General features: G+C 71.3%; 18 protein-coding genes. 4 read left to right on the top strand and 14 right to left on the bottom strand.

What is annotated here, in order from left to right; all coding sequences use genetic code 11:
- Positions 1–4: 4 nt before the first annotated feature.
- A complete protein-coding gene (nusA, locus tag ACR3IO_RS08495; protein ID WP_434070757.1) occupies positions 5–1,003 on the bottom strand; it encodes a transcription termination factor NusA in 999 nt (332 codons plus the stop codon).
- A 195-nt stretch (positions 1,004–1,198) separates the two neighbouring features.
- On the bottom strand, positions 1,199–3,259 hold the full coding sequence (locus ACR3IO_RS08490; RefSeq protein ID WP_434070756.1) for a PhoX family protein: 2,061 nt from the start codon (positions 3,257–3,259) through the stop codon (positions 1,199–1,201).
- A 200-nt stretch (positions 3,260–3,459) separates the two neighbouring features.
- Between ACR3IO_RS08490 and ACR3IO_RS08485 the strand changes: the two genes are divergently transcribed.
- Positions 3,460–4,269, top strand: coding sequence for a DUF1206 domain-containing protein (locus ACR3IO_RS08485; protein WP_434070755.1), 810 nt, complete (start codon positions 3,460–3,462; stop codon positions 4,267–4,269).
- An 87-nt stretch (positions 4,270–4,356) separates the two neighbouring features.
- Here the strand turns inward: ACR3IO_RS08485 and ACR3IO_RS08480 are convergent, their stop codons facing one another.
- Together ACR3IO_RS08480 and ACR3IO_RS08475 are read right to left on the bottom strand one after the other, a co-directional pair.
- The gene (locus ACR3IO_RS08480; protein WP_434070754.1) at positions 4,357–6,123 is read right to left on the bottom strand and encodes a proline--tRNA ligase; all 1,767 of its coding nucleotides are present in this window, start codon (positions 6,121–6,123) and stop codon (positions 4,357–4,359) included.
- Between the two features lie 60 nt (positions 6,124–6,183).
- Entirely contained in the window at positions 6,184–6,768 is a 585-nt protein-coding gene (locus tag ACR3IO_RS08475) for a PadR family transcriptional regulator (protein ID WP_434071167.1), read from the bottom strand.
- A 207-nt stretch (positions 6,769–6,975) separates the two neighbouring features.
- On the opposite strand from ACR3IO_RS08475, the gene ACR3IO_RS08470 reads away from it, so the two are divergent.
- The gene (locus ACR3IO_RS08470; RefSeq protein WP_434070753.1) at positions 6,976–8,235 is read left to right on the top strand and encodes an FAD-dependent oxidoreductase; all 1,260 of its coding nucleotides are present in this window, start codon (positions 6,976–6,978) and stop codon (positions 8,233–8,235) included.
- Positions 8,236–8,291: 56 nt separating this feature from the next.
- Here the strand turns inward: ACR3IO_RS08470 and ACR3IO_RS08465 are convergent, their stop codons facing one another.
- The 6 genes from ACR3IO_RS08465 to ACR3IO_RS08440 form a co-directional block, all read right to left on the bottom strand.
- The gene (locus ACR3IO_RS08465; RefSeq protein WP_434070752.1) at positions 8,292–9,833 is read right to left on the bottom strand and encodes a hypothetical protein; all 1,542 of its coding nucleotides are present in this window, start codon (positions 9,831–9,833) and stop codon (positions 8,292–8,294) included.
- Positions 9,834–10,004: 171 nt separating this feature from the next.
- Positions 10,005–10,268 carry a hypothetical protein gene (locus ACR3IO_RS08460; protein WP_434070751.1) on the bottom strand — a complete coding sequence of 88 codons (264 nt, stop codon included), beginning with the start codon at positions 10,266–10,268 and terminating at the stop codon, positions 10,005–10,007.
- A 125-nt stretch (positions 10,269–10,393) separates the two neighbouring features.
- Positions 10,394–11,524: a flavodoxin-dependent (E)-4-hydroxy-3-methylbut-2-enyl-diphosphate synthase gene (ispG, locus tag ACR3IO_RS08455; RefSeq protein WP_055859302.1), complete on the bottom strand. Its 1,131-nt coding sequence runs from the start codon at positions 11,522–11,524 to the stop codon at positions 10,394–10,396.
- An 89-nt stretch (positions 11,525–11,613) separates the two neighbouring features.
- Positions 11,614–12,339, bottom strand: a complete 726-nt coding sequence (locus tag ACR3IO_RS08450; protein WP_434070750.1) for a hypothetical protein — start codon at positions 12,337–12,339, stop codon at positions 11,614–11,616.
- A 124-nt stretch (positions 12,340–12,463) separates the two neighbouring features.
- Positions 12,464–13,096, bottom strand: a complete 633-nt coding sequence (locus ACR3IO_RS08445) for a CoA transferase subunit B (protein WP_434070749.1) — start codon at positions 13,094–13,096, stop codon at positions 12,464–12,466.
- A 1-nt stretch (position 13,097) separates the two neighbouring features.
- Complete coding sequence (locus tag ACR3IO_RS08440) at positions 13,098–13,871, bottom strand: CoA transferase subunit A (RefSeq protein ID WP_434070748.1); 774 nt, start codon at positions 13,869–13,871, stop codon at positions 13,098–13,100.
- Between the two features lie 130 nt (positions 13,872–14,001).
- Between ACR3IO_RS08440 and ACR3IO_RS08435 the strand changes: the two genes are divergently transcribed.
- Together ACR3IO_RS08435 and ACR3IO_RS08430 are read left to right on the top strand one after the other, a co-directional pair.
- Positions 14,002–15,186 carry an acetyl-CoA C-acetyltransferase gene (locus ACR3IO_RS08435; RefSeq protein WP_434070747.1) on the top strand — a complete coding sequence of 395 codons (1,185 nt, stop codon included), beginning with the start codon at positions 14,002–14,004 and terminating at the stop codon, positions 15,184–15,186.
- Between the two features lie 91 nt (positions 15,187–15,277).
- Complete coding sequence (locus ACR3IO_RS08430; protein WP_434070746.1) at positions 15,278–16,534, top strand: low temperature requirement protein A; 1,257 nt, start codon at positions 15,278–15,280, stop codon at positions 16,532–16,534.
- Positions 16,535–16,597: 63 nt separating this feature from the next.
- Here ACR3IO_RS08430 and ACR3IO_RS08425 read toward each other — a convergent pair whose 3' ends face one another.
- The 4 genes from ACR3IO_RS08425 to ACR3IO_RS08410 all read right to left on the bottom strand — a co-directional run bounded on the left by ACR3IO_RS08425 (position 16,598) and on the right by ACR3IO_RS08410 (position 20,338).
- Positions 16,598–16,900: an SHOCT domain-containing protein gene (locus tag ACR3IO_RS08425; protein WP_434070745.1), complete on the bottom strand. Its 303-nt coding sequence runs from the start codon at positions 16,898–16,900 to the stop codon at positions 16,598–16,600.
- Positions 16,901–17,029: 129 nt separating this feature from the next.
- The gene (locus ACR3IO_RS08420) at positions 17,030–17,692 is read right to left on the bottom strand and encodes a response regulator (RefSeq protein WP_434071166.1); all 663 of its coding nucleotides are present in this window, start codon (positions 17,690–17,692) and stop codon (positions 17,030–17,032) included.
- Complete coding sequence (locus ACR3IO_RS08415) at positions 17,689–18,897, bottom strand: sensor histidine kinase (protein WP_434070744.1); 1,209 nt, start codon at positions 18,895–18,897, stop codon at positions 17,689–17,691. The genes ACR3IO_RS08420 and ACR3IO_RS08415 overlap by 4 nt, the downstream gene beginning before the upstream one ends.
- A gap of 115 nt (positions 18,898–19,012) precedes the next feature.
- A complete protein-coding gene (locus ACR3IO_RS08410; protein ID WP_434070743.1) occupies positions 19,013–20,338 on the bottom strand; it encodes a M50 family metallopeptidase in 1,326 nt (441 codons plus the stop codon).
- Between the last annotated feature and the right edge of the window lie 12 nt (positions 20,339–20,350).

The following is a 20,350-nucleotide window of genomic DNA, read 5'->3' as shown; positions in this document are numbered from 1 at the left end:
AGGGTCAGTTCGACTCGAGGACCGAATCGGGCTGGATGTCGATCTTGGCACCCGTCAGCTTGGCGGCGAGGCGGGCGTTCTGGCCCTCCTTGCCGATCGCCAGCGAGAGCTGGTAGTCGGGAACCAGCGCACGGACGGCGCGCGTCTGTTCGTCGATCACGAACGCGCTCGTGACCTTCGCCGGCGACAGTGCGCTCGCCACGAAGGTGGAGAGGTCGTCGGAGTAGTCGACGATGTCGATCTTCTCGGCGCCGAGCTCGGCCGTGACCGCGCGGACGCGCTGTCCGAGCTCGCCGATGGCCGCACCCTTGGCGTTGATGCCGGGCTGCGTCGCACGGACCGCGATCTTGGTGCGGTGGCCGGCCTCGCGAGCGAGGGACACGATCTCGACGACGCCCGACGCGATCTCGGGCACCTCGAGCGCGAACAGCTTGCGCACGAGCGCGGGGTGCGTGCGCGACACCGTGATCGAGGGGCCCTTCTGGCCCTTCGCGACGCTCGTGACGTACACCCGGATGCGCTGGCCGTGCGGGTACTCCTCACCGGGAACCTGCTCCTCGGGCGGGAGGATCGCCTCGACCGTGCCGAGGTCGATGTGGATCATCCGGGGGTTCGGGCCCTGCTGGATGACACCGGCGACGATGTCGCCCTCGCGTCCGCGGAACTCGCCGAGCACCGCGTCATCCGCGATGTCGCGGAGTCGCTGGTTGATGACCTGCTTCGCGGCGAAGGCCGCGATGCGCCCGAAGTCGCTCGGGCTGTCTTCGGCCTCGCCGATGACGTTGCCCTCTTCGTCGAGTTCGGGGACGTACACCGACACGTGGCCGGTCTTCCGGTCGAGCTCGGCACGCGCACCGTCGGGGTTCGCGTGGCCGTGCTGGCCGGGGTTCGTGTGCTTCAGGTAGGCCATGAGAATGGCCTGTTCGATGATCTGCACCAGTTCGTCGAACGGGATCTCCTTCTCGCGCTCCATCATGCGGAGCACGCTGAGGTCGATATCCATCGCCGGCCTCCTCTATTCAGCTCTAAATGCCGCTCCCCACGTGCGGACGACTCTCTAGGTTAGCGGATGTCACGGGGCGCCGGGAGCCACGGGCGCCGGATGCCTCGGCGCAGTGCCGCGACATCCGACCTCGCCGAACCGGAGGAGACGACGGGTGACGGATGCGGGGCATCCGGCACCCGACGGACCGAGCGCCTAGGCGCGGAACACCTGCACGACCGAGGGCCTCGGCGCCGCGACGTCGCCGCCGCCGTGCGCGGGCACGTAGTCGGGGAAGTAGGAGTGCTGGTCCCCCACGGTGCCGTTCTCACCGGGGTGCTGGACCGACACGAAGACGAGGCCCTCGCGGTCGTGGATGACCGGCCCGCAGGTCTCGGCCTCCCGAGGCACCGCGAGGAACTGCTGCACGTTGCCGCGCTGGTCGCCCTCGAGCGGCACCTTGAACAGCCCGTCGTTGTAGCCGATGGTGCCGGGAGCGCCGTCGGTCGAGATCCACAGGTTGCCCTCGGAGTCGAACGCCACGTTGTCGGGGCACGAGATCGGAGAGACGAGCTCCTTCGGGAAGCCCGCGAAGTAGGTGGATGCCGTCGCGGACGGGTCGCCGCAGAGCAGGAGGATGCTCCAGCCGAACGTCGTCCCCGCCTGCCCGGAGGTCTCGGTCAGCTCGATGACGTGACCGTAGCGGTTGCCCGAGATCGGGTTCGCCTCGTCGACCGGCGCATTCGCCCCGCCGCGGTTGCTGTTGTTCGTCAGCGCCACGTACACCTTGCCCGTGATCGGGCTGGGCTCGACGTCCTCGGGCCGGTCCATCTTGGTCGCGCCGACCCGGTCGGCCGCGAGCCGCGTGTGGACGAGCACCTCGGCGGTCGACATGCCGGGGACGGCGCTCTCGCCGTTGCGCGTGAGCGGGATCCACCGGCCCGTCCCGTCGAACGCCCCGTCGCCCGGCAGGGCGCCGGTGCCCGTGATCTCGCCGACCGGCGAGTCGCCCGTGAAGCGCGCGACGAAGAGGTCCCCTTCGCTGAGGAGCCGCAGGTCCTCGCGGCGGCGTCCCCTGCCTCGGCCCCTGCCCGTGAAGCGGTTCTTCGAGACGAACTTGTAGAGGTAGTCGTTGCGCTCGTCGTCGCCCATGTACGCGACGACGCGGCCGTCCTCGGCGATCGTGACGTTCGCGCCCTCGTGCTTGAACCGCCCCATCGCGGTGTGCTTGACCGGCGTCGACGTGGGGTCCTCGGGGTCGATCTCGACGATGTAGCCGAACCGGTTCGGCTCGTTGACGAAGTCCGGATCGTGCGCGTCGAACCGGGGGTCGTAGGCCTCCCATCCGTTCTCGGTCGAGGTCGTCGCCGTGCCGCTGTAGCGCTTCTGCGCGGGAGTGTCGGCGGCCCACGCGAAGTAGCCGTTGAAGTTCTCCTCGCCGGACAGCACGGTCCCCCACGGGGTGGTGCCGCCGGCGCAGTTGCCGAGCGTCCCCTTCACCCAACGACCCTCCGGATCGTCGGCCGTCTTCACGAGATCGCTGCCGGCTGCGGGGCCGGTGAGTTCGAAGACCGTCTCGACCGTGATCCGGCGATTCCGCCGGCCGTCGACGACGTACGACCAGGGGTCGCCGACCTTCCGACGGCGCAGTTCGACGACCGACATCCCCTGGGCCGCCTTGTAGATGTCGCCGCGGCGGCGCTTCTCGGCGGGATCCGCCGTGGCCGGGAACATGATGTTCGGGTTGACGTACTCGTGGTTGTTGACGAGCACGCCGGTCTTTCCGCTCGGATCGGCGATGATGTCGAGGTAGTCGCTGTTGTAGCCGAACTGACCGGCCTGCGCCTCGGCGGTCTGGTTGTCGAACTCGAGCGCCGGAACCGACGAGAAGAGCGGGTCGCCCCAGCGGATGATCGGCTGCCAGCGATACCCGGCCGGCACCGTGAAGTCGTCGACCAGGCGGTCGACGGGATCGATCGGGCCGAATGCGAGGCCGGCCCTGCCCGGCTGCGCGGCGAAGGCGGCGCTCGTGCCGCCGCCACCGCCGAGACCGCCGACCGCGAGGCCGATCGCCCCCGCGAGGCCGAGGCCGAGCACGGAACGGCGCGTGAGCGCCGCCGAGGCGATGTCGCGGAAGTGGGCGTTGTCCGACGTGTTGCACTCGGGCCCGAGGCACGCGTTCGCGCACTTCAGCTGGCACGTCACGGCCGAGCGCTTGCCGCGCACGTGGTCGGCCATCGGAAGCGATCGCAGCGGGGTCTGGTCGGAAAGCGTCATTGCAGCGGGTCCTCACGATCGACGAAGGGGTCGTTCCGAGGCTGGTCGGCTCAGTCGACGCGGAGGCACCGCCGCGGTGAACGGGAGATGTCCTCCGGGTGAAGCGTCGCGGAGGCGGCGGTTCGCCACGCGTACTACCCCCGAACGCGTGCGGACGCAAGGGGGCGAGCGCCGGACGGAGTCGTCGATACGCTGCACGGATGAACCCGGATTCCCTCAAGTCGACCGCGAGCGCCGCCCAGCGCTCGAGTACGTTCCGCACGCTCGCCCGCGTGGGCTACGTCGTGCTCGGCATCGTCCACATCGTCATCGGCGCCATCGCCGTGTCCGTCGCCGTCGGCTCGGGCGGTGGCCAGGCCGACCAGAGCGGCGCGATGGATCAGATCTCGCGCGTGCCGTTCGGAGTGGTCGTGCTCTGGATCATCGCGCTGGGCCTGACCGCGCTCGCGCTGTGGCAGGTCGTCGAGGCGTTCGTCGAGCAGGATGCCGACGCCAAGAAGAAGTGGGGTCGTCGCGCGAAGGAGATCGGGACCGCCGCCGCATACCTCGCGATCGCCGTCACCGCGCTCGTCTACGCCCTCGGCGGTTCCTCCGACTCCTCGCAGTCGACGACCTCGTTCAGCGCCAACCTGCTCTCGAGCCCCGGCGGCGTGTTCCTGCTCGTCCTGATCGGGCTCGTCATCCTCGGTGTCGGCGTCGCGTTCGTCGTCCGCGGCATCCGCAAGGACTTCGAGCGTCAGCTGTCGCTGCCCGCGGGCAAGCTCGGTCGCGGCATCAGCACGCTCGGCACGGTCGGCTACGTCGCGAAGGGCGTCGCCGTCGCGGTCGTCGGCGTGCTCTTCGTCGTCGCGGCCTTCACCCACGATCCCGAGAAGGCCGGCGGCCTGGACACCGCGCTGAAGAGTCTCGCGGAACTGCCGTTCGGCCAGCTCATCCTCTGGATCGTCGGGGCCGGCGTCATCGTCTACGGCGTCTACTGCTTCTTCCGGGCACGCTACGCCAGGATCTGACGCACTGGGCCGGAAACGGCGATCGCCCGCTCGGAGGAGACGGCGAAGGGGCGGATGCCACGCGGCATCCGCCCCTTCGATCGTTCGTCAGCGGCGCAGCGCGGCGACCGCGTCGGCGGCAGCGAGGGTCTCGCGCTCCCCCGTGCGACGGTCCCAGAGCTCGACCTGCCCGTCGGCGGCGCCGCGGCCGACGATGAGGATGCGCGGCACGCCGATGAGCTCGGCGTCGCCGAACTTCACGCCGGGCGACACCTTGGGACGGTCGTCGTAGAGCACGTCGAGGCCGGCCCGCTCGAGCTCGCCCGAGAGCTGCTCGGCGAGCTCGAACGCCACGGCGTCGCGGCCGGTGGCGACCACGTGCACGTCGAAGGGCGCGACCGAGGCCGGCCAGACGAGGCCCTTCTCGTCGTTGTTGCCCTCGGCGATGATCGCGAGGATGCGCGTGACGCCGATGCCGTACGAGCCCATGGTGACGGTCGCGAGCTTGCCGTTCTCGTCGAGCACCTTGAGCCCCAGCACTTCGGCGTACTTGCGGCCGAGCTGGAACACGTGGCCGATCTCCATGCCGCGCGCGAGCTCGACCGGGCCGGACCCGTCGGGCGCGGGGTCGCCCGCACGCACGTTCGACGCCTCGATCGTGCCGTCGGCGACGAAGTCGCGGCCGGCCACGAGGCCGAAGACGTGCTTCTGGTCGAGGTTGGCGCCGGTGATCCACTCGGTGCCGTCGACGATGCGGGGGTCGACGAGATAGCGGATGCCGGTGCTCGAGGCCTCGCCGAGCACGGCGCCGTCGGGCGACCAGGGGCCGATGTAGCCCTTGACGAGGCCGGGGTTCTTCGCGAAGTCGGCCTCGGTGGCGGGCTCGACCTCGGCGGGCGCGAACGCGACCTCGACGCGCTTCATCTCGACGTCGCGGTCGCCGGGCAGGCCGATGACGACGATCTCGCGGGTGCCGTCGAGGTTCGTGAGCGCGAGCACGACGTTCTTCAGCGTGTCGGCGGACGTCCAGTCGCGCCCGTCGGGTCGCGGGTGGTTCGCGTTCGCGAGGTCGACGAGCGTCGCGATGGTGGGCGTGTTCGGCGAGTCGAACACCTCGGCCGCGGGCAAGCCCTCGATCGGGGTCGGTTCGGGCGCGACGGTCGTGAACGCCTCGACGTTCGCGGCGTACCCGCCGGCCGAGCGCACGAACGTGTCTTCACCGACGGGTGTCGGGTGCAGGAACTCCTCGCTCTTCGAGCCGCCCATCGCACCGGCATCCGCCTTGACGATGACGTACTCGAGGCCGAGGCGCGTGAAGATGCGCTCGTAGGCGTCGCGCTGCGCCTGGTAGCTGGCGTCGAGGCCCTCGTCGGAGATGTCGAACGAGTAGGCGTCCTTCATCGTGAACTCGCGGCCGCGCAGGAGGCCGGCGCGGGGGCGCGCCTCGTCGCGGTACTTGTCCTGGATCTGGTAGATCGAGAGCGGCAGGTCCTTGTAGGAGTTGTAGAGGTCCTTCACGAGCAGGGTGAAGACCTCTTCGTGCGTGGGCGCGAGCAGGTAGTCGGCGCCCTTGCGGTCCTGCAGGCGGAACAGGCCGTCGCCGTACTCGGTCCACCGGTTCGTGACCTCGTAGGGCTCGCGCGGCAGCAGCGCCGGGAAGTGCACCTCGTGCGCGCCGGCGTTCGTCATCTCGTCGCGGATGATGGCCTCGATCTTGGCCTTCACGCGCAGGCCGAGCGGCAGCCATGCGAACACGCCCGGAGCCTGTCGGCGGATGTAGCCCGCGCGCACGAGCAGCCGGTGACTGGTCACCTCGGCGTCGGCGGGATCTTCACGGAGCGTGCGGAGGAAGTAGTTGGAAAGGCGTGTGGGCACCCGACCAGTCTAGAAGCCGGTCGGATGCCCATGGTGCCGAGCGTGTCGGCGGGGTTCAGGTCACTCCGCGAGGATGAGGTAGAGCGCCTTGCGCGTCTCGTCGATCTTCGCGGCGGCCGCGGCGCGCTGCTCGTCGGTGGCCGCGTGGCGGAACTGCCCCGCGACGCCCATGAGCTTGCCGAGCGCCTGGAAGAGCTCGGTCGCCGACTCGCTCGGCTTGGGCACGGAATCCCAGGCGCTCGCGAGCTCGGCCTCGTGGTCGGCCACGTAGGCCCGACCCTCGTCGGTGAGCTGGAACTCGGTCTTGCGGCCCTCGCCGACGGCGACGATGAGGCCCTCGTCGACGAGCTGCTGCAGCGTGGGATAGACCGAGCCGGGGCTCGGCCGCCAGGCGCCGTCGGTCTTCTCGCCGACGGCCTTGATGATGGCGTACCCGTTGCTCGGGTTCTCGGCGAGCAACGACAGGATCGCTGCGCGCACGTCGCCCTTGGGGCGTCGGCGCGGGCCGCGCCCGCCGAATCCGGGCCCGAATCCAGGCCGGCCGGTGAATGCGGCGTCGTCCCACGAACCGGGTCCGCGGAACGGGTGCCCGTGACCGGGGTCGTGGTGGAAGCGGCCCTCGCCGCGGGTGTGGGTGCGGTACATCCGGTCGTGCCGATCGGCGGAGCGGCGGATGTCGCCTTCGGTGAAGTGTTCGCGTGTCATGAGCGCGGACTCCTTTCGTCCTGCCCTGATGAAGAGCATTCGCAGAACGTCTGCGATGCGTTAACGATATATCGCTAGAACTCACTTGTCAACCGGACGCTAAGGTGAGCGCGTGCGCGCACGATGCCTCCCCCTCCGGCCCCTGCCATGAGGGTCGGCGTCATCGGCGGCGGCGCGGCCGGCCTGACGACCGCCTGGCTCCTCGACGAGCACCACGAGGTCACGCTCTACGAGCGTGAGACCCGACTCGGCGGGCACGCCCACACGATCGAGTTCGAGGCGCTCGGACGCCGGCACGCCATCGACGCCGGATTCGCGTTCTTCTCCCCCGGCGCGAACTACGCGAGCTTCAACCGCCTCCTCGACGCACTCGGCGTGCAGCGCGAGACGTACGCCGCCACCCTCACCGTGTACGACGCCGACGCGCAGCATCCGATCGCCATGCCGCCCATCCGCGGACGCATGCCCGTCTGGCCGTCGTTGGCACCCGCATCGCTCGGCACGCTCGTGAGGTTCCGCGCGTTCCTCGACCGGCTGCCCGCGTTCCTCGCTCGGCACGACACGTCGATCACCGTGGCCGAGTACCTCGAGCGAGCACGGCTGCCGAAGGCCTTCGTCGACGAGTTCCTCCTGCCGCTCCTGCTCGCGTTCTGGTGCGTCGAGCGCACCGCCTTCCTCGGATTCGCCGCGTACAACGCGCTGTACTACCTCGGCGCGAACGCGGCCGGCGGGTTCCGGGCACCGGCGCAGAGTGAGATCGTCGGCGGCATGCGCGTCTACGTCGACGCGATCACCGCGTCCCTCGAGCGCGCCGCGGTCCTCCTGGCCGCCGAGGTCGTGCGCGTGCGACGCGATGACGGCATCTGGCAGGTGACGGATGCCGCGGGCGAGGTCCGCACGTTCGATCGGCTCGTGCTGGCGTGCAATCCGCGTCGCGCGCACGCGCTCGTCGAGCCCGTTCCCGAACTCGCCGCCGTCGCCCGCGAGCTCGCGCGGTTCGAGACGTTCGAGACGACCATCGCGATCCACGGCGATCGCCGGCTCATGCCCGACCACGAGGCATCCTGGTCCGTCGTGAACGCCCGCCACGACGGCGAGCACAGCTCGCTGTCCGTGTGGAACCCGCGTCTCGGCCTGCCCGTGTTCAAGAGCTGGGTGACGTACGACGCACGACTGCCAGAGCCGCTCTACGCGCTGGCCGTGTACGAGCACGGCAGCATCACGCCCGCGTACTTCGACGCGCAGGCGCGACTGAAGCCGATGAACGGCGGGCACGGCCTCTGGCTCGCCGGCCTCGCCATGCACGACGTCGACTCCCACGAGAGCGCGGTGCGCTCGGCGATGACCGTCGCCCGGGCGCTCGCGCCCGATTCGTCACGCCTCCGCACGCTGGCCGGCGCGCACTGACGACGGATGCCGGCATCCCCGATGGACGCCGGCATCCGCCGTTCAGCGCGTGCTCGTCAGGCCCCTCGACGACGCTCGACCGCGGTGACGGTGAACGCCGCCGCCCCCGCCAGCAGCGCGAGGAGGGCGATCCACAGCGCGGCGACGGGGTCGACGCCGGTCGAGGCGAGCGCCACGGCCTCCGTCTCGGCGACCTCGGACACCGGAACCACGGCCACGGCCGGCACCGCCGCGGGTGCGGCGACCGCACCGGGCACGGGCTCCGGCGCCGGAGTCGGCGTGGGAGCCGTTCCCGGAGTCTCGAAGATGGCCCGCCCGCCGACCTTGCCGAAGGCGAAGATGAACGTGTTGGGCGAGCCGCCCGACGGGTCCGTCGACGTCTGGCCGAAGGAGTACACCTCCGCACCGACCGCGGCGAGGGCCGCCTCCGCCTCGGCCTCGGAGGCCGCGGCGCCGTAGAAGATCACGAAGCTGATCGACCCGCCGGCCGCGAGCGGCCCGAACGCGAAGTCGAACAGTGCGCCGTGGTCCTCAGGGCCGCTGTCGGTCGCGTCGCCCTGGAACATGATCTGCGACGGCCCGGCCAGCGGATTGGGACTTGCGAACCCGTCGTCGCTCGAGAACACCAGCGCGCTCGCGCTGCCGCCGTCGATCGTCACGAACTCGTCGAACGCGGTCGGCTCGACGTCCCAGTCCATGACGCGCCGGTACTGCACGGTCGCGATCGGCGCACCCGAGAGGTTCTCGATCGTGACGGTCACCTGGTAGAGGTTCGGCGTCGCGGGCGACGGCACGTAGTGGTGCGTGACCCGGAACACGGGCTCGTCCGCCGCATCGTTCACCAGGGTGACGGATGTCGCGCTGGACGCGGTGTGCTCGAACGACTCGACGACGAGGTTCTGTCCTCCCTGGCCGAACGTGTCGAGGTTCGCTCCGCCCCAGACCCCGCTCGCGGGATCCGCGACGCCCCAGCCCTCGCAGAGGCATCCGGGAGAGGTCGCGTCGTTCAGCGTCGGCACGTACGTGAGTCCGGCGTCGCCGGGCCCGGCGAGCGAGCCGTCGGCGTTGCTCGTGTTCAGCTCCCCGGTCGGGTTCACGGCGAGCAGCACGGTGCCGTTGGTGATGCAGACGGCCGGATAGCAGGGGTCGCCCGGCTCCGGCGCGGCTGCGGCCACGACGTCGGCGGCCTCCTCCGTCTCGGGGAACAGGGTCACGGTGGGCGTCGCGACCTCCTCCTCGAGCACGTCCTCGACGCTCTCGCCGGGTTCTGCGACCTCGACGACGGGCGGGACGACGGGGTCGGGTTCCGGGGCCGGCTCGGGAGCGGGCTCAGGTTCGGGCGCGGGCTCAGGTTCGGGCGCGGGCTCCGGTTCGGGCGCCGGCTCCGGGGCGGGCTCGGGTTCGGGCGCCGGCTCGGGGGCGGGTTCCGGGGCGGGCTCGGGCGCGACCGGCTCGGCGCTCGACTCGACGGCGGCCGGGGGTGGACTCTCCTCGGCGCTCGCGACGAGCGGGGAGAAGACGAGGCTCGCGGTCGCGACGACGACGCCGGCAGTCATGCCGAGCCCGAGTCGCGCGCGAAGTGGGATTCGATCGGACATGGGATCCACTTCCGTTCCAGTGATGCCCGGGGCCGACGGTTCCGCATGCGCGGAACGCGACGATCGGCCTCGCACGCCCACAAGCTACGAGAGGCGAGCCATCCTCACGTCAGTGGTCGCACTGGCCGCAGGTCCAGACCAGCCCGGAGCCCCCGACCCTGTCGCGGCGCGTCAGACCCCCTCGTCGTCCTCCTCATCGGCCATCGCGAACGACTCGAGCTCCGACTCGACGGCGTCGAGGCCGTCCTCGTCGAAGCCGTCGTCGACGGCGAGGTCGACGTCGTCGAGTTCGTCGTCGTCGAGGTCGAGGTCGAGGTCGTCGTCGACCTCCTCCACCTCATCGGTCGACGGTTCGCGGGTCCCCTCATCCAAGGTGCCCATCCCGTCGGGGTACCCGGCCTCGTCCGGGTACTCGAACGCGGTGTCTCCACTCATCACGATCCCCTCTCGCGAGCGGATGCCGCACGACGGGCACCCGTGCGGCCCACGATAGCCGCGAGACCCCGCCGCCGCGACCGGTCGATCCGAGGACGGGCCGGCCCGAAACCGGTCCGGTGCGACTACGGCGTGAGGACCTGCGGGCTTCCGACCGGGGCATCCGCCCCCATCTCGTCGGCGATGCGGTTGGCCTCCTCGATGAGGGTCGCGACGATCTCGGACTCGGGCACGGTCTTGATGACCTCGCCCTTGACGAAGATCTGGCCCTTGCCGTTGCCGGATGCCACGCCGAGGTCGGCCTCCCGGGCCTCGCCCGGTCCGTTGACGACGCAGCCCATGACGGCGACGCGCAGCGGCACGGTCATGCCCTCGAGTCCGTCGGTGACGTCGTTCGCGAGCTTGTAGACGTCGACCTGTGCGCGGCCGCACGACGGACAGGAGACGATCTCGAGCTTGCGCTCGCGCAGGTTCAGGGACTGCAGGATCTGCAGGCCGACCTTCACCTCTTGCGCGGGGGGCGCGGAGAGGGACACGCGGATGGTGTCGCCGATGCCCTCGCCGAGCAGGATGCCGAACGCGGTCGCCGACTTGATCGTGCCCTGGAACTCGGGGCCGGCCTCGGTGACGCCGAGGTGGAGGGGCCAGTCGCCGCGCTCCGCCAGCAGGCGGTACGCCTTGACCATGACGATGGGGTCGTTGTGCTTGACCGAGATCTTGAAGTCGTGGAAGTCGTGCTCCTCGAAGAGCGATGCCTCCCAGACGGCCGACTCGACGAGCGCCTCGGGGGTGGCCTTGCCGTACTTCTCGAGCAGGCGCGGATCGAGCGATCCCGCGTTCACGCCGATGCGCAGCGACACGCCCGCGGCCTTGGCGGCCGCCGCGATCTCGCCGACCTTGTCGTCGAACTTCCGGATGTTGCCGGGGTTCACGCGCACCGCCGCGCAGCCGGCGTCGATCGCGGCGAACACGTAGTTGGGCTGGAAGTGGATGTCGGCGATGACCGGGATCTGGCTCTTCTTCGCGATGATCGGCAGCGCCTCGGCATCGTCGCGGCTCGGCACGGCGACGCGCACGATGTCGCAGCCCGACGCCGTGAGCTCGGCGATCTGCTGCAGCGTCGCGTTGATGTTCGTGGTGGGCGTCGTCGTCATGGACTGCACGCTCACCTGGGCGTCGCCGCCGACGAGCACCTTGCCCACCTTGATCTGGCGGGACTTGCGTCGCGGGGCCAGGACTTCGGGGACTTTCGGCATTCCGAGATTCACAGCAGGCACGACGTCAGTCTACTTCCGGCTCGATGGGCGTCGGCCGCATTCGCCGGCGCCGGTGCCGACGAGGTCGGCTACGCGCACCCGTCGGCGACCATCACCGGTGCCCCCAACCACTTCACCGTCGAACCGTCGTCGGAGGGTGTTGCGACGACCGTCGCGGTCTCGAGCCGTCCATCGACGCCGGCGTACTCGAGCGTCTCGATCGGGGTTCCGACGCACGTCCAGAGCGCAGCGTCGAACACCGGGTCGCCCGCCAGCGACGCCCAGGGGTCGGTGGCATGGAATCCCTGCTCGCTGGCGAGATCGAGACCGCGCACGCTCGGGCCGTCGAAGTACACGGCGAACCGCGGCCAGACGTACTCCTGCCCCTCGCTGTCACGGCGCTCCTCGTCGTAGAACCGCTCATCCAGCACGAGGTCGTCCCATGCGTGGAAGACGCCCGGCGGTGTGTGGTTGGTCCCGTCGTACGACTCGTCGGCCGGCGGGGCGTCGAACAGGTCGGTCAGCACCGCGACGGCGGCGGACGGGTCGGACAGGTAGTCGAGCGAGTCGACCACCTCGCCGTCCGCATCCCTCAGTTCGAGCACCTGCGGTCGTACGACCATGGCGACGACGCCCGCGAGCGGCTCCACCGGCTCCGCACTGGGGGTCGGCTCGGGGCTGGGAGTCGACTCCGCACCGGGCGTCGGCGCGCTCGAGCCCGATTCGGTCGGCGCCGACGCCGGAGCCGCGCACCCCGCCAGGGCGAGGGCGACGGCCAGGGCGAGCACTGATCCGCCACGGGTTCTGCGAGGCATCCGACACCATTCCCTTCGCGGCATCCGGTGCCGCTGGCTGGATTCTGCCAGTGACATGTGCTCCGGGAGAAGCTCCCGGAGGCAACGATCGGAGAACGGCCCCGCGAACCGGGGCTGCGCTGCATCAGTCGATCGCGAGCGGGGGCTCCGTCGCCGCGACGACCTCGTCGACGCTCACGCCCGGCGCGCACTCAACGAGCCGCAGCCCGGCTGGCGTCACGTCGATGACGGCGAGGTCGGTGATGATGCGGTCGACGACGCCGCGGCCAGTGAGGGGCAGCGAGCACTCCTGCACGATCTTCGGCGAGCCGTCACGGGCCACGTGCTCCATGAGCACGATCACGCGCCGCGCGCCGTGCACGAGGTCCATCGCCCCGCCGGGGCCCTTGACCATCTTGCCGGGGATCATCCAGTTCGCGAGGTCGCCGCCGGCCGAGACCTGCATGGCGCCGAGGATCGCGGCGTCGATCTTGCCGCCGCGGATCATGCCGAAGCTCGTGGCCGAGTCGAAGTACGCCGCCCCGGGCAGCACGGTCACCGTCTCCTTGCCCGCGTTGATGAGATCGGGGTCGACCTCTGCGTCGCGGGGGTACGGTCCGACGCCGAGGATGCCGTTCTCGGACTGCAGCACGAGGGTCACCCCGTCGGGCACGTGGTTCGGCACGAGGGTCGGCAGGCCGATGCCGAGGTTCACGTACGACCCGTCGGCGAGCTCGCGGGCCGCACGGGCGGCCATCTCGTTCCTGGACAGGGCCATCTCAGGCCTCCTCTCGCACGGTGCGGCGTTCGATGCGCTTCTCGACGTCGGGGCCGACGACGACCACCCGGTCGACGAAGACCCCGGGCAGGTGCACGGCGTCGGGATCGAGTTCGCCCGGCTCGACCAGGTGCTCGACCTGCGCGATGCAGGTGCGCCCGGCCATCGCGGCGAGCGGCGAGAAGTTGCGCGCCGACTTGTCGAACACGAGATTGCCGTGTCGGTCGCCCCGGAGCGCGTGCACGAGCGCGAAGTCCGTCGTGATGGCCTCCTCGAGCACGAACTCGCGCGCGCGCCCGGCGACCTCGAAGGTCTGCACCGGCTTCGGCGGGCTCGCGACCGCGATCGACCCGTCCGGCGCGTAGCGCTGCGGCAGCCCGCCCTCGGCGACCTGGGTCCCCACGCCGGTCTGCGTGAAGAACGCGGCGATGCCGCTGCCGCCGGCGCGGAGCTTCTCGGCGAGCGTGCCCTGCGGTGTCAGCACGAGTTCGAGCTCGCCCGAGAGGTACTGCCGCTCGAACTCCTTGTTCTCGCCCACGTACGACGAGGTCATCCTGCGGATGCGACCTGCGGCGAGCAGCACGCCGAGGCCCCAGTCGTCGACCCCGCAGTTGTTGCTCACCACGCTCAGCTCGTCGACGCCGCTCGCCAGCAGCGCGTCGATGAGCACCATGGGGATGCCGCAGAGCCCGAATCCCCCGACCGCGAGACTCGAGCCCGACCCGATGTCGGAGACCGCCTCCGCTGCGCTCGCCACGACCTTGTCGAGTGCCATGTCACGACCTCCTCGTCGACTCGATGACGGGGCGATCCAGCACGGACTTCGTGAATCCGGTGAATGCTCCCTAACCGAATCGTAGGATGGAACCAGCGCACAGCCAACCCCCGACGAAGGAGTCTCCCGGATGCCCACCATCGATGTCGTCATCATCGCCGGCGCCCGCACGCCGTTCGGCCGCATCAGCGGCAACCTCGCGACCCGGTCGGCGGTCGAACTGGGGGCCGTCGCGGTGCGCGGCGCGCTCGAGAAGGCCGGGGTCTCCCCCGCCGACGTCGACCAGGTCGTCATGGGACAGGTGCTGCAGGCCGGCGCCGGCCAGAACCCCGCCAAGCAGACCGCCGTCGCGGCCGGCATCCCGTGGCGCGTGCCGGCCGTCACGCTCAACAAGGTCTGCCTGTCGGGCCTCGCCGCGATCACGGATGCCGCTCGGCTGATCCGCCTCGGCGAGGCATCCGTCGTCGTGGCCGGCGGCCAGGAGTCCATGACGCAGGCTCCGCTCGTGCTGCCGGGCTCCCGCAAGGGCTGGACCTACGGCAGCGTCGAGATGCTCGACCACGCCGCGCACGACGGCCTCACCGACGCCTTCGACCGCGAGTCGATGGGTGCGTCCACCGAGCGCGTCAACGGCCGCATCGGCCTCACCCGCGCCGAGCAGGACGAGATCGCGGCGGCCTCGCACGTGCGCGCCGGGGCGGCCGCCGCGCAGGGCCTCTTCGACGACGAGATCGTGCCCGTCGAGGTGCCGCAGCGCAAGGGCGACCCGATCGTCGTGTCCGCCGATGAGGGCGTGCGCCCCGACTCGACCGCCGAGGTGCTCGGCCGCCTGCGTCCCGCGTTCAGCGAGGGCGGCACGATCACGGCCGGCAACTCCTCGCCGATCTCCGACGGGGCCGCCGCGGTCGTCGTCGCACGCCGCGACTGGGCGGAATCGCGCGGACTCCCCTGGCTCGCGCTCGTCGGCGCCTCCGGACAGGTCGCCGGCCCCGACAACTCGCTGCACTCCCAGCCCTCGAACGCGATCGCCGCGGCCCTCGAGAAGGCCGGGCTCGCGGCGTCCGACCTCGACCTCGTCGAGATCAACGAGGCGTTCGCCGCGGTCTCGCTGCAGTCGATGCGCGACCTCGACCTCGACGCCGAGAAGGTCAACGTGCACGGCGGCGCCATCGCGCTCGGCCACCCGATCGGGGCCTCCGGTGCGCGCCTCGCACTGCACGCCGCGCTCGAGCTCGCGCGCCGCGGCGGCGGCACGGCGGCGGTGGCCCTCTGCGGCGGCGGCGGGCAGGGCGAGGCTCTGCTGCTCTCGCGGTAGCGCTCGCCGCGCAGCACGCGCGACCCCGACGAACAGCGGATGCCGCGGCATCCGCTCGCTCGTCGGCGTCGCGTCATGGCACGATGTCGCCATGAGCTCGCCCGCGCATCCCCCGCTCGACCACCGGCTCCGACGCATGACGGGCCGCGACCCCGACGAGGCGCACCGCTCGTCGACGCCGCTCGAGCTGCTCTTCGACCTCATGTTCGTCGTCGCGTTCAGCCAGGCGGGAGCGCAGACCGCTCACCTGCTCGAACTCGGGCACTGGGGGCCGGCGATCGGCGGGTTCGCGTTCGCGGTCTTCGCGATCTGGTGGGCCTGGCTCAACTACTCCTGGCTCGCGTCGGCCTACGACAACGACGACGTGTTCTTCCGGGTCGCGACGATGGTCGAGATGCTCGGCGTGCTCGTGCTCGCGCTCGGCCTGCCGCAGCTGTTCCACTCGCTCGACGAGGGCGAGCACGTCGACAACGCCGTCGTGATCGCCGGCTACGTCGTCATGCGCGTGGCCACGATCGCCCTGTGGCTGCGCGCCGCGAAGCACGACCCGTCGCGGCGGCGCACCGCACTCACGTACGCGTGGTCGGTGTCGGCCGTCCAGGTCGGCTGGGTGGTGCTGCTCTTCGTCAACCTGCCGCTGGCCCCGACGCTCGCGTTCACGGCGGTGCTCATCGCGCTCGAGCTCGTGGTCCCCTACGTCGCGGAGCACGGACCGCAGGGCGGCACGCCCTGGCACGCGCATCACATCGCCGAGCGCTACGGGCTCCTCGTCATCATCACGCTCGGCGAGGTCGTGCTCGGCACCATCCTCGCCGTCTCGGCGGTGATCGAGGCCCAGAAGTGGTCGGTCGAGGCCGTCACGCTCGCATTCGCCGGCACCGCACTCGTCTTCGGCCTCTGGTGGGTGTACTTCACGATGCCGTCCGGCAAGGTGCTCACCCGCTTCCGCGAACGCGGATTCGTGTGGGGCTACCTGCACTACTTCATCTTCTTCGCCCTCGCGGCGACGGGTGCCGGCCTGCACGTCGCCGCCTACGAGATCGAGGGCGTCGCCCACATCGGCATCGTCCCGGCGCTGCTCACGGTGGTCGTGCCGGTCGGCATCTTCCTCGTCGCGCTCTTCACGGTGTACTCGTTCCTGCTCCGCCGGTTCGACCCGTTCCACATCTGGCTGTTCCTCGGCAGCCTCGTCGCGCTCGTCCTCGCCGTCGTGGCGGTCGCCGCGGGTGCGAGCTTCGGCGTCGGCCTCCTCATCACCGCCGCCTCGCCGTTCGTCGTCGTGGTCGGCTACGAGACCGTCGGGCACCGCCACCAGGCGGCCGCCCTGCACCGCGCGCTCGGCGACTGAGCCCGGGCCGGCCGACGCGACGAGGGGCGGATGCCGCGGCATCCGCCCCTCGAACGCGACGGGTCAGGCGTTCGGCCGGTTCGCCCGGAGCACCTCGAGGCGGGCGCGGTACTCGACCTCGTCGATGTCGCCCTTGGCGAAGCGCTCGGCGAGCGTGGACTCCGCGCTCGCGCCGCGCGCCCACGGCGCACCGGGACCGTAGCCCTCGGCCGCCCAGGCCCGGCGTCGACGGCTCACGCCGAAGATGATGAGGCCGATGACGAGCAGCCAGAACAGCGGGATGAGGAAGAAGACCCAGCCGAAACCGGCCGCCCAGGGTCCGACGTGCGCGGCCACGGTTGCGGTGGTGGCGAGGGTGGTGAGCATGGTGTGTCCCTTGATCGTGCGACCTGCCCTTCAGGTCGTCGATCCGAGTCTCGCCGGGCCGCGGCATCCGCGAATCCGCCGGCGGGAGGCACTTCGCCTGCTCCCCCGGGAGCATGCGGCCGTGCCCGCCTACTGCCAGCCGGGCGCGACGAGCCCCGACTCGTACGCGACCACCACGAGGTGCACGCGGTCGCGGGCGTGGAGCTTGGACATGATGCGCGACACGTGCGTCTTCGCGGTGAGCGGCGAGAGCACGAGCTCGGCGGCGATCTCGTCGTTCGTGAGCCCCTGGCCGACGAGGCGGAGCACCTCCCGCTCGCGGTCGGTGAGCGCGGCGAGACGTTCGGCATCGGGCGCGTCGCGGAGGCCCGTGGCCATGCGCTCGAGCAGCCGCTTGGTGACGCCGGGCGAGAGCAGCGCGTCGCCGCTCGCGACCACCCGCACCGCGCGGATGAGGTCGACGGGCTCGGTGTCCTTGACGAGGAACCCGCTCGCCCCGGCGCGCACCGCGCGGGCGACGTACTCGTCGAGCTCGAAGGTCGTCACGATCACCACGTGCACCGCCGCGAGCGCCGGGTCGGCGGCGATCTGCTCGGTCGCCCAGAGCCCGTCGCCGTCGGGCATGCGGATGTCCATGAGCACGACGTCGACCGGACGGCTGCGCACGAGCTCGAGGACGTCGGCGCCCGTGGATGCCTCGCCGACGACCTCGATGCCCGGCTCGGCCTGCAGCAGCGCGCTGAAGCCGGCGCGCACGAGCAGCTGGTCGTCGGCCAGCGCCACGCGGATCACGGCGTCGCCGTCCACGGCAGCCTCGCGTCGATCCTCACGCCGCCCTCGGGCGAGGGCCCGACCTCGACCGATCCACCGAGGAGCGCCGCACGCTCCCGCATGCCGAGCAGCCCGCTGCCCTCGCCGGATGCCGCGGCCGGGCCGACGCCGTCGTCGTCGACCGTGAGGCGCAGCTCGTCGCCGTCGCGGGCGACCGTGACGATCGCGTGCGCGGCATCCGCATGCCGCACGACGTTCGTGAGCGCCTCCTGCGCGATGCGGTAGGCCGCGAACTGGGCCGCCCGACCGGGCGCGTCGCCGTCGAGGCGATCGTCGAGGCGTGCGTCGAGGTCGGGGCTGGCGACACCGGCGACCAGGCGCGGCAGCTCGGCGAGCTCGGCCTGCGGCGTGAGCGGCGCGTCGGCGTCGGTGCGGATCGCGCCGAGGACGCTGCGCACCTCCTCGAGCGCCGTCTTGGACGTCGACTTGATGTTGGCGAGGGCCGTGCGGGCCTGCTCGGCGTCGCCGTCCATGAGGTGGAGGCCGACGCTGGCCTGCACGTTGATCTGCGACAGCGCGTGCCCGATCACGTCGTGCAGTTCGCGGGCGATGCGCACGCGTTCGCGCTCCTCGGCGGTCTGACGCCTCGCCAGCGCCTCGATGCGGTACTGGCGCACGCGTTCGGCGCGCGTGCGCACGAAGGCACCGATGCCGAAGCACACGGCGAGCGCGAGCGTCGTGATCGCCGCCCGGAACGGATGCCACGGCTGGCCCATCACGGTGATGAGCACGATCGCGACGGCCCACGCCGCCACCACCGCGCTCGCGGCCCACACGACGGCGCCGCGCGCGACGGCGATGACGATCGCGAACGCGAGGGCGATGTAGGGCGGACCGAGGTCGGGCGCGAGCAGCAGGTCGGCGAGCGCGGTGAGTGCGACGAACGCGACGACCGGTCCGGGCCATCGCCGGATGGCGAGCAACGCGACGGGTCCGGCCAGCGCGAGCAGCACCTGGCCGATGCCCGCCGCCCAGCCGGCATCGGTCCAGACGGCGATGCCGATGGCCGCGGGCACCTGCACGAGCAGGCTGATGACGACCGGGGCGAGCAGCCGGAACATCGCAGGCGGCCGGAAGCGTTCGCCGCCCCAGTCCCCGCCGGGCCGGCCGTCCGCTCCGGGGCGACCGGTCCAACCGGATCGGACCTCCCAGGGCGGCGCGTGCATCTCCGGATCGTATCGCCGCCAGGCGCGCCCCGAATCCTCCGCGGGGCGCCTCACGGCGTACTCCCGTCGGAGTAGGTGATCGCCCGGAACGCGGCGACGGCGGAGCACGATGCGATCAGAACAGCTGCACCGGCTTCACGAGGTCGGCGTAGATGAGCAGCGCGCTCATCGCCCCGAGCACCACGACGACGCCGAGGGTCAGCGGCATGAGCTTGGCCATGTCGACGGGCCCCGGGTCGGGACGCCCGAACAGCTTGGCGAATCCGCGACGGATCGCCTCCCACAGGGCGCCGGCGATGTGCCCGCCGTCGAGCGGGAGCAGCGGGATGAGGTTGAAGACGAAGAGCGCGATGTTCAGCGACCCCAGGATGCCGAGCAGGCCCGCGACCTTGTCGACGCCCGCGAGCTGATCGGCCGCCGCGACCTCGCCGGCGACCCGGCCCACGCCGACCACGCTCAGCGGACCGTTCGGATCGCGCTCCTCGGGGCCGAAGGCGGCGTTCGCCACGTCGATCATGCGCTGCGGCAGGTTCACGATGATGCCGGCGACGCCGGCGATGTTCTCGCCGACCGCGGGCAGCACCGCGGTGGCCGACTGCTGCACGCGGGCGCTGGTCGGGCCGATGCCGACGAAGCCGACGTCGACGGTCACGGGGTCGCCCGAGTCGTCGGTCACGACCTTGCCGTCGTCGCCGACCACGTAGCGCTCGCTGAGCGAGGGCGTGACCGTGAGCGACTGCTCGGCGCCGTCGCGCTTCACGACGAACACGAGGTCCTCACCGGGGTTCGCGCGGATGATCGCGGTGGACGCCTCCCACGAGGTGACGGGCTCGCCGTCGATCGAGACGAGGGTGTCGCCGGGCTTCAGCCCGGCCGCCGCGCCCGGCGCCGCCGGGTCGCCCGCCTCGCAGGTCTGGCGCTCGCTCGTGGCGGGCAGCACGCAGGCGCTCACGGAGGCGACGGTCGTCGTCGACTGCGGCACGCCGAAGCCCATGAGGAGCACGCCGAAGATCACGACCGCGAGCACGAGGTTCATGAACGGGCCGCCGAACATGACGATGATGCGCTTCCAGACGGGCAGCAGGTAGAAGGCCCGCCGCTCGTCGCCCGGCGTGATCGACTCCTGGCTGGAGTCGCGCGCATCCTGCACCAGGCCCTTGAAGAACCCGGTCGAGTCGGCGTGCACCTGCTCCCCCTTCGCGGGCGGGAACATGCCGATCATCGAGATGTAGCCGCCGAGCGGGATGGCCTTCACGCCGTACTCGGTCTCGCCGCGGCGCTTGGACCACAGCGTCGGGCCGAAGCCGATCATGTACTGCGTGACCTTGACGCCGAAGAGCTTCGCGGGAACCAGGTGCCCGATCTCGTGCAGCGCGATGGACACGGCGAGGCCGAGAACGATGACGACCACGCCGAGGATGAACGGCAGCACGGATTCCACCCGATGAGCGTA

Source organism: Agromyces sp. Marseille-Q5079 (assembly GCF_051016555.1).
Lineage (GTDB): Bacteria > Actinomycetota > Actinomycetes > Actinomycetales > Microbacteriaceae > Agromyces.
The sequence above is the reverse complement of the archived record's forward strand: the minus strand, read 5'-3'. Positions and strand labels throughout refer to the sequence as shown.

Bases quoted from the DNA above. Each gene is read 5' to 3' on its own strand.
- nusA (WP_434070757.1), bottom strand. From the start codon at position 1,003: ATGGATATCGACCTCAGCGTGCTCCGCATGATGGAGCGCGAGAAGGAG.
- ACR3IO_RS08490 (WP_434070756.1), bottom strand. From the start codon at position 3,259: ATGACGCTTTCCGACCAGACCCCGCTGCGATCGCTTCCGATGGCCGAC.
- ACR3IO_RS08485 (WP_434070755.1), top strand. From the start codon at position 3,460: ATGAACCCGGATTCCCTCAAGTCGACCGCGAGCGCCGCCCAGCGCTCG.
- ispG (WP_055859302.1), bottom strand. From the start codon at position 11,524: ATGCCGAAAGTCCCCGAAGTCCTGGCCCCGCGACGCAAGTCCCGCCAG.
- ACR3IO_RS08460 (WP_434070751.1), bottom strand. From the start codon at position 10,268: ATGAGTGGAGACACCGCGTTCGAGTACCCGGACGAGGCCGGGTACCCC.
- ACR3IO_RS08440 (WP_434070748.1), bottom strand. From the start codon at position 13,871: ATGGCACTCGACAAGGTCGTGGCGAGCGCAGCGGAGGCGGTCTCCGAC.
- ACR3IO_RS08430 (WP_434070746.1), top strand. From the start codon at position 15,278: ATGAGCTCGCCCGCGCATCCCCCGCTCGACCACCGGCTCCGACGCATG.
- ACR3IO_RS08425 (WP_434070745.1), bottom strand. From the start codon at position 16,900: ATGCTCACCACCCTCGCCACCACCGCAACCGTGGCCGCGCACGTCGGA.
- ACR3IO_RS08415 (WP_434070744.1), bottom strand. From the start codon at position 18,897: ATGCACGCGCCGCCCTGGGAGGTCCGATCCGGTTGGACCGGTCGCCCC.
- ACR3IO_RS08475 (WP_434071167.1), bottom strand. From the start codon at position 6,768: ATGTACCGCACCCACACCCGCGGCGAGGGCCGCTTCCACCACGACCCC.
- ACR3IO_RS08450 (WP_434070750.1), bottom strand. From the start codon at position 12,339: ATGCCTCGCAGAACCCGTGGCGGATCAGTGCTCGCCCTGGCCGTCGCC.
- ACR3IO_RS08435 (WP_434070747.1), top strand. From the start codon at position 14,002: ATGCCCACCATCGATGTCGTCATCATCGCCGGCGCCCGCACGCCGTTC.
- ACR3IO_RS08470 (WP_434070753.1), top strand. From the start codon at position 6,976: ATGAGGGTCGGCGTCATCGGCGGCGGCGCGGCCGGCCTGACGACCGCC.
- ACR3IO_RS08465 (WP_434070752.1), bottom strand. From the start codon at position 9,833: ATGTCCGATCGAATCCCACTTCGCGCGCGACTCGGGCTCGGCATGACT.
- ACR3IO_RS08445 (WP_434070749.1), bottom strand. From the start codon at position 13,096: ATGGCCCTGTCCAGGAACGAGATGGCCGCCCGTGCGGCCCGCGAGCTC.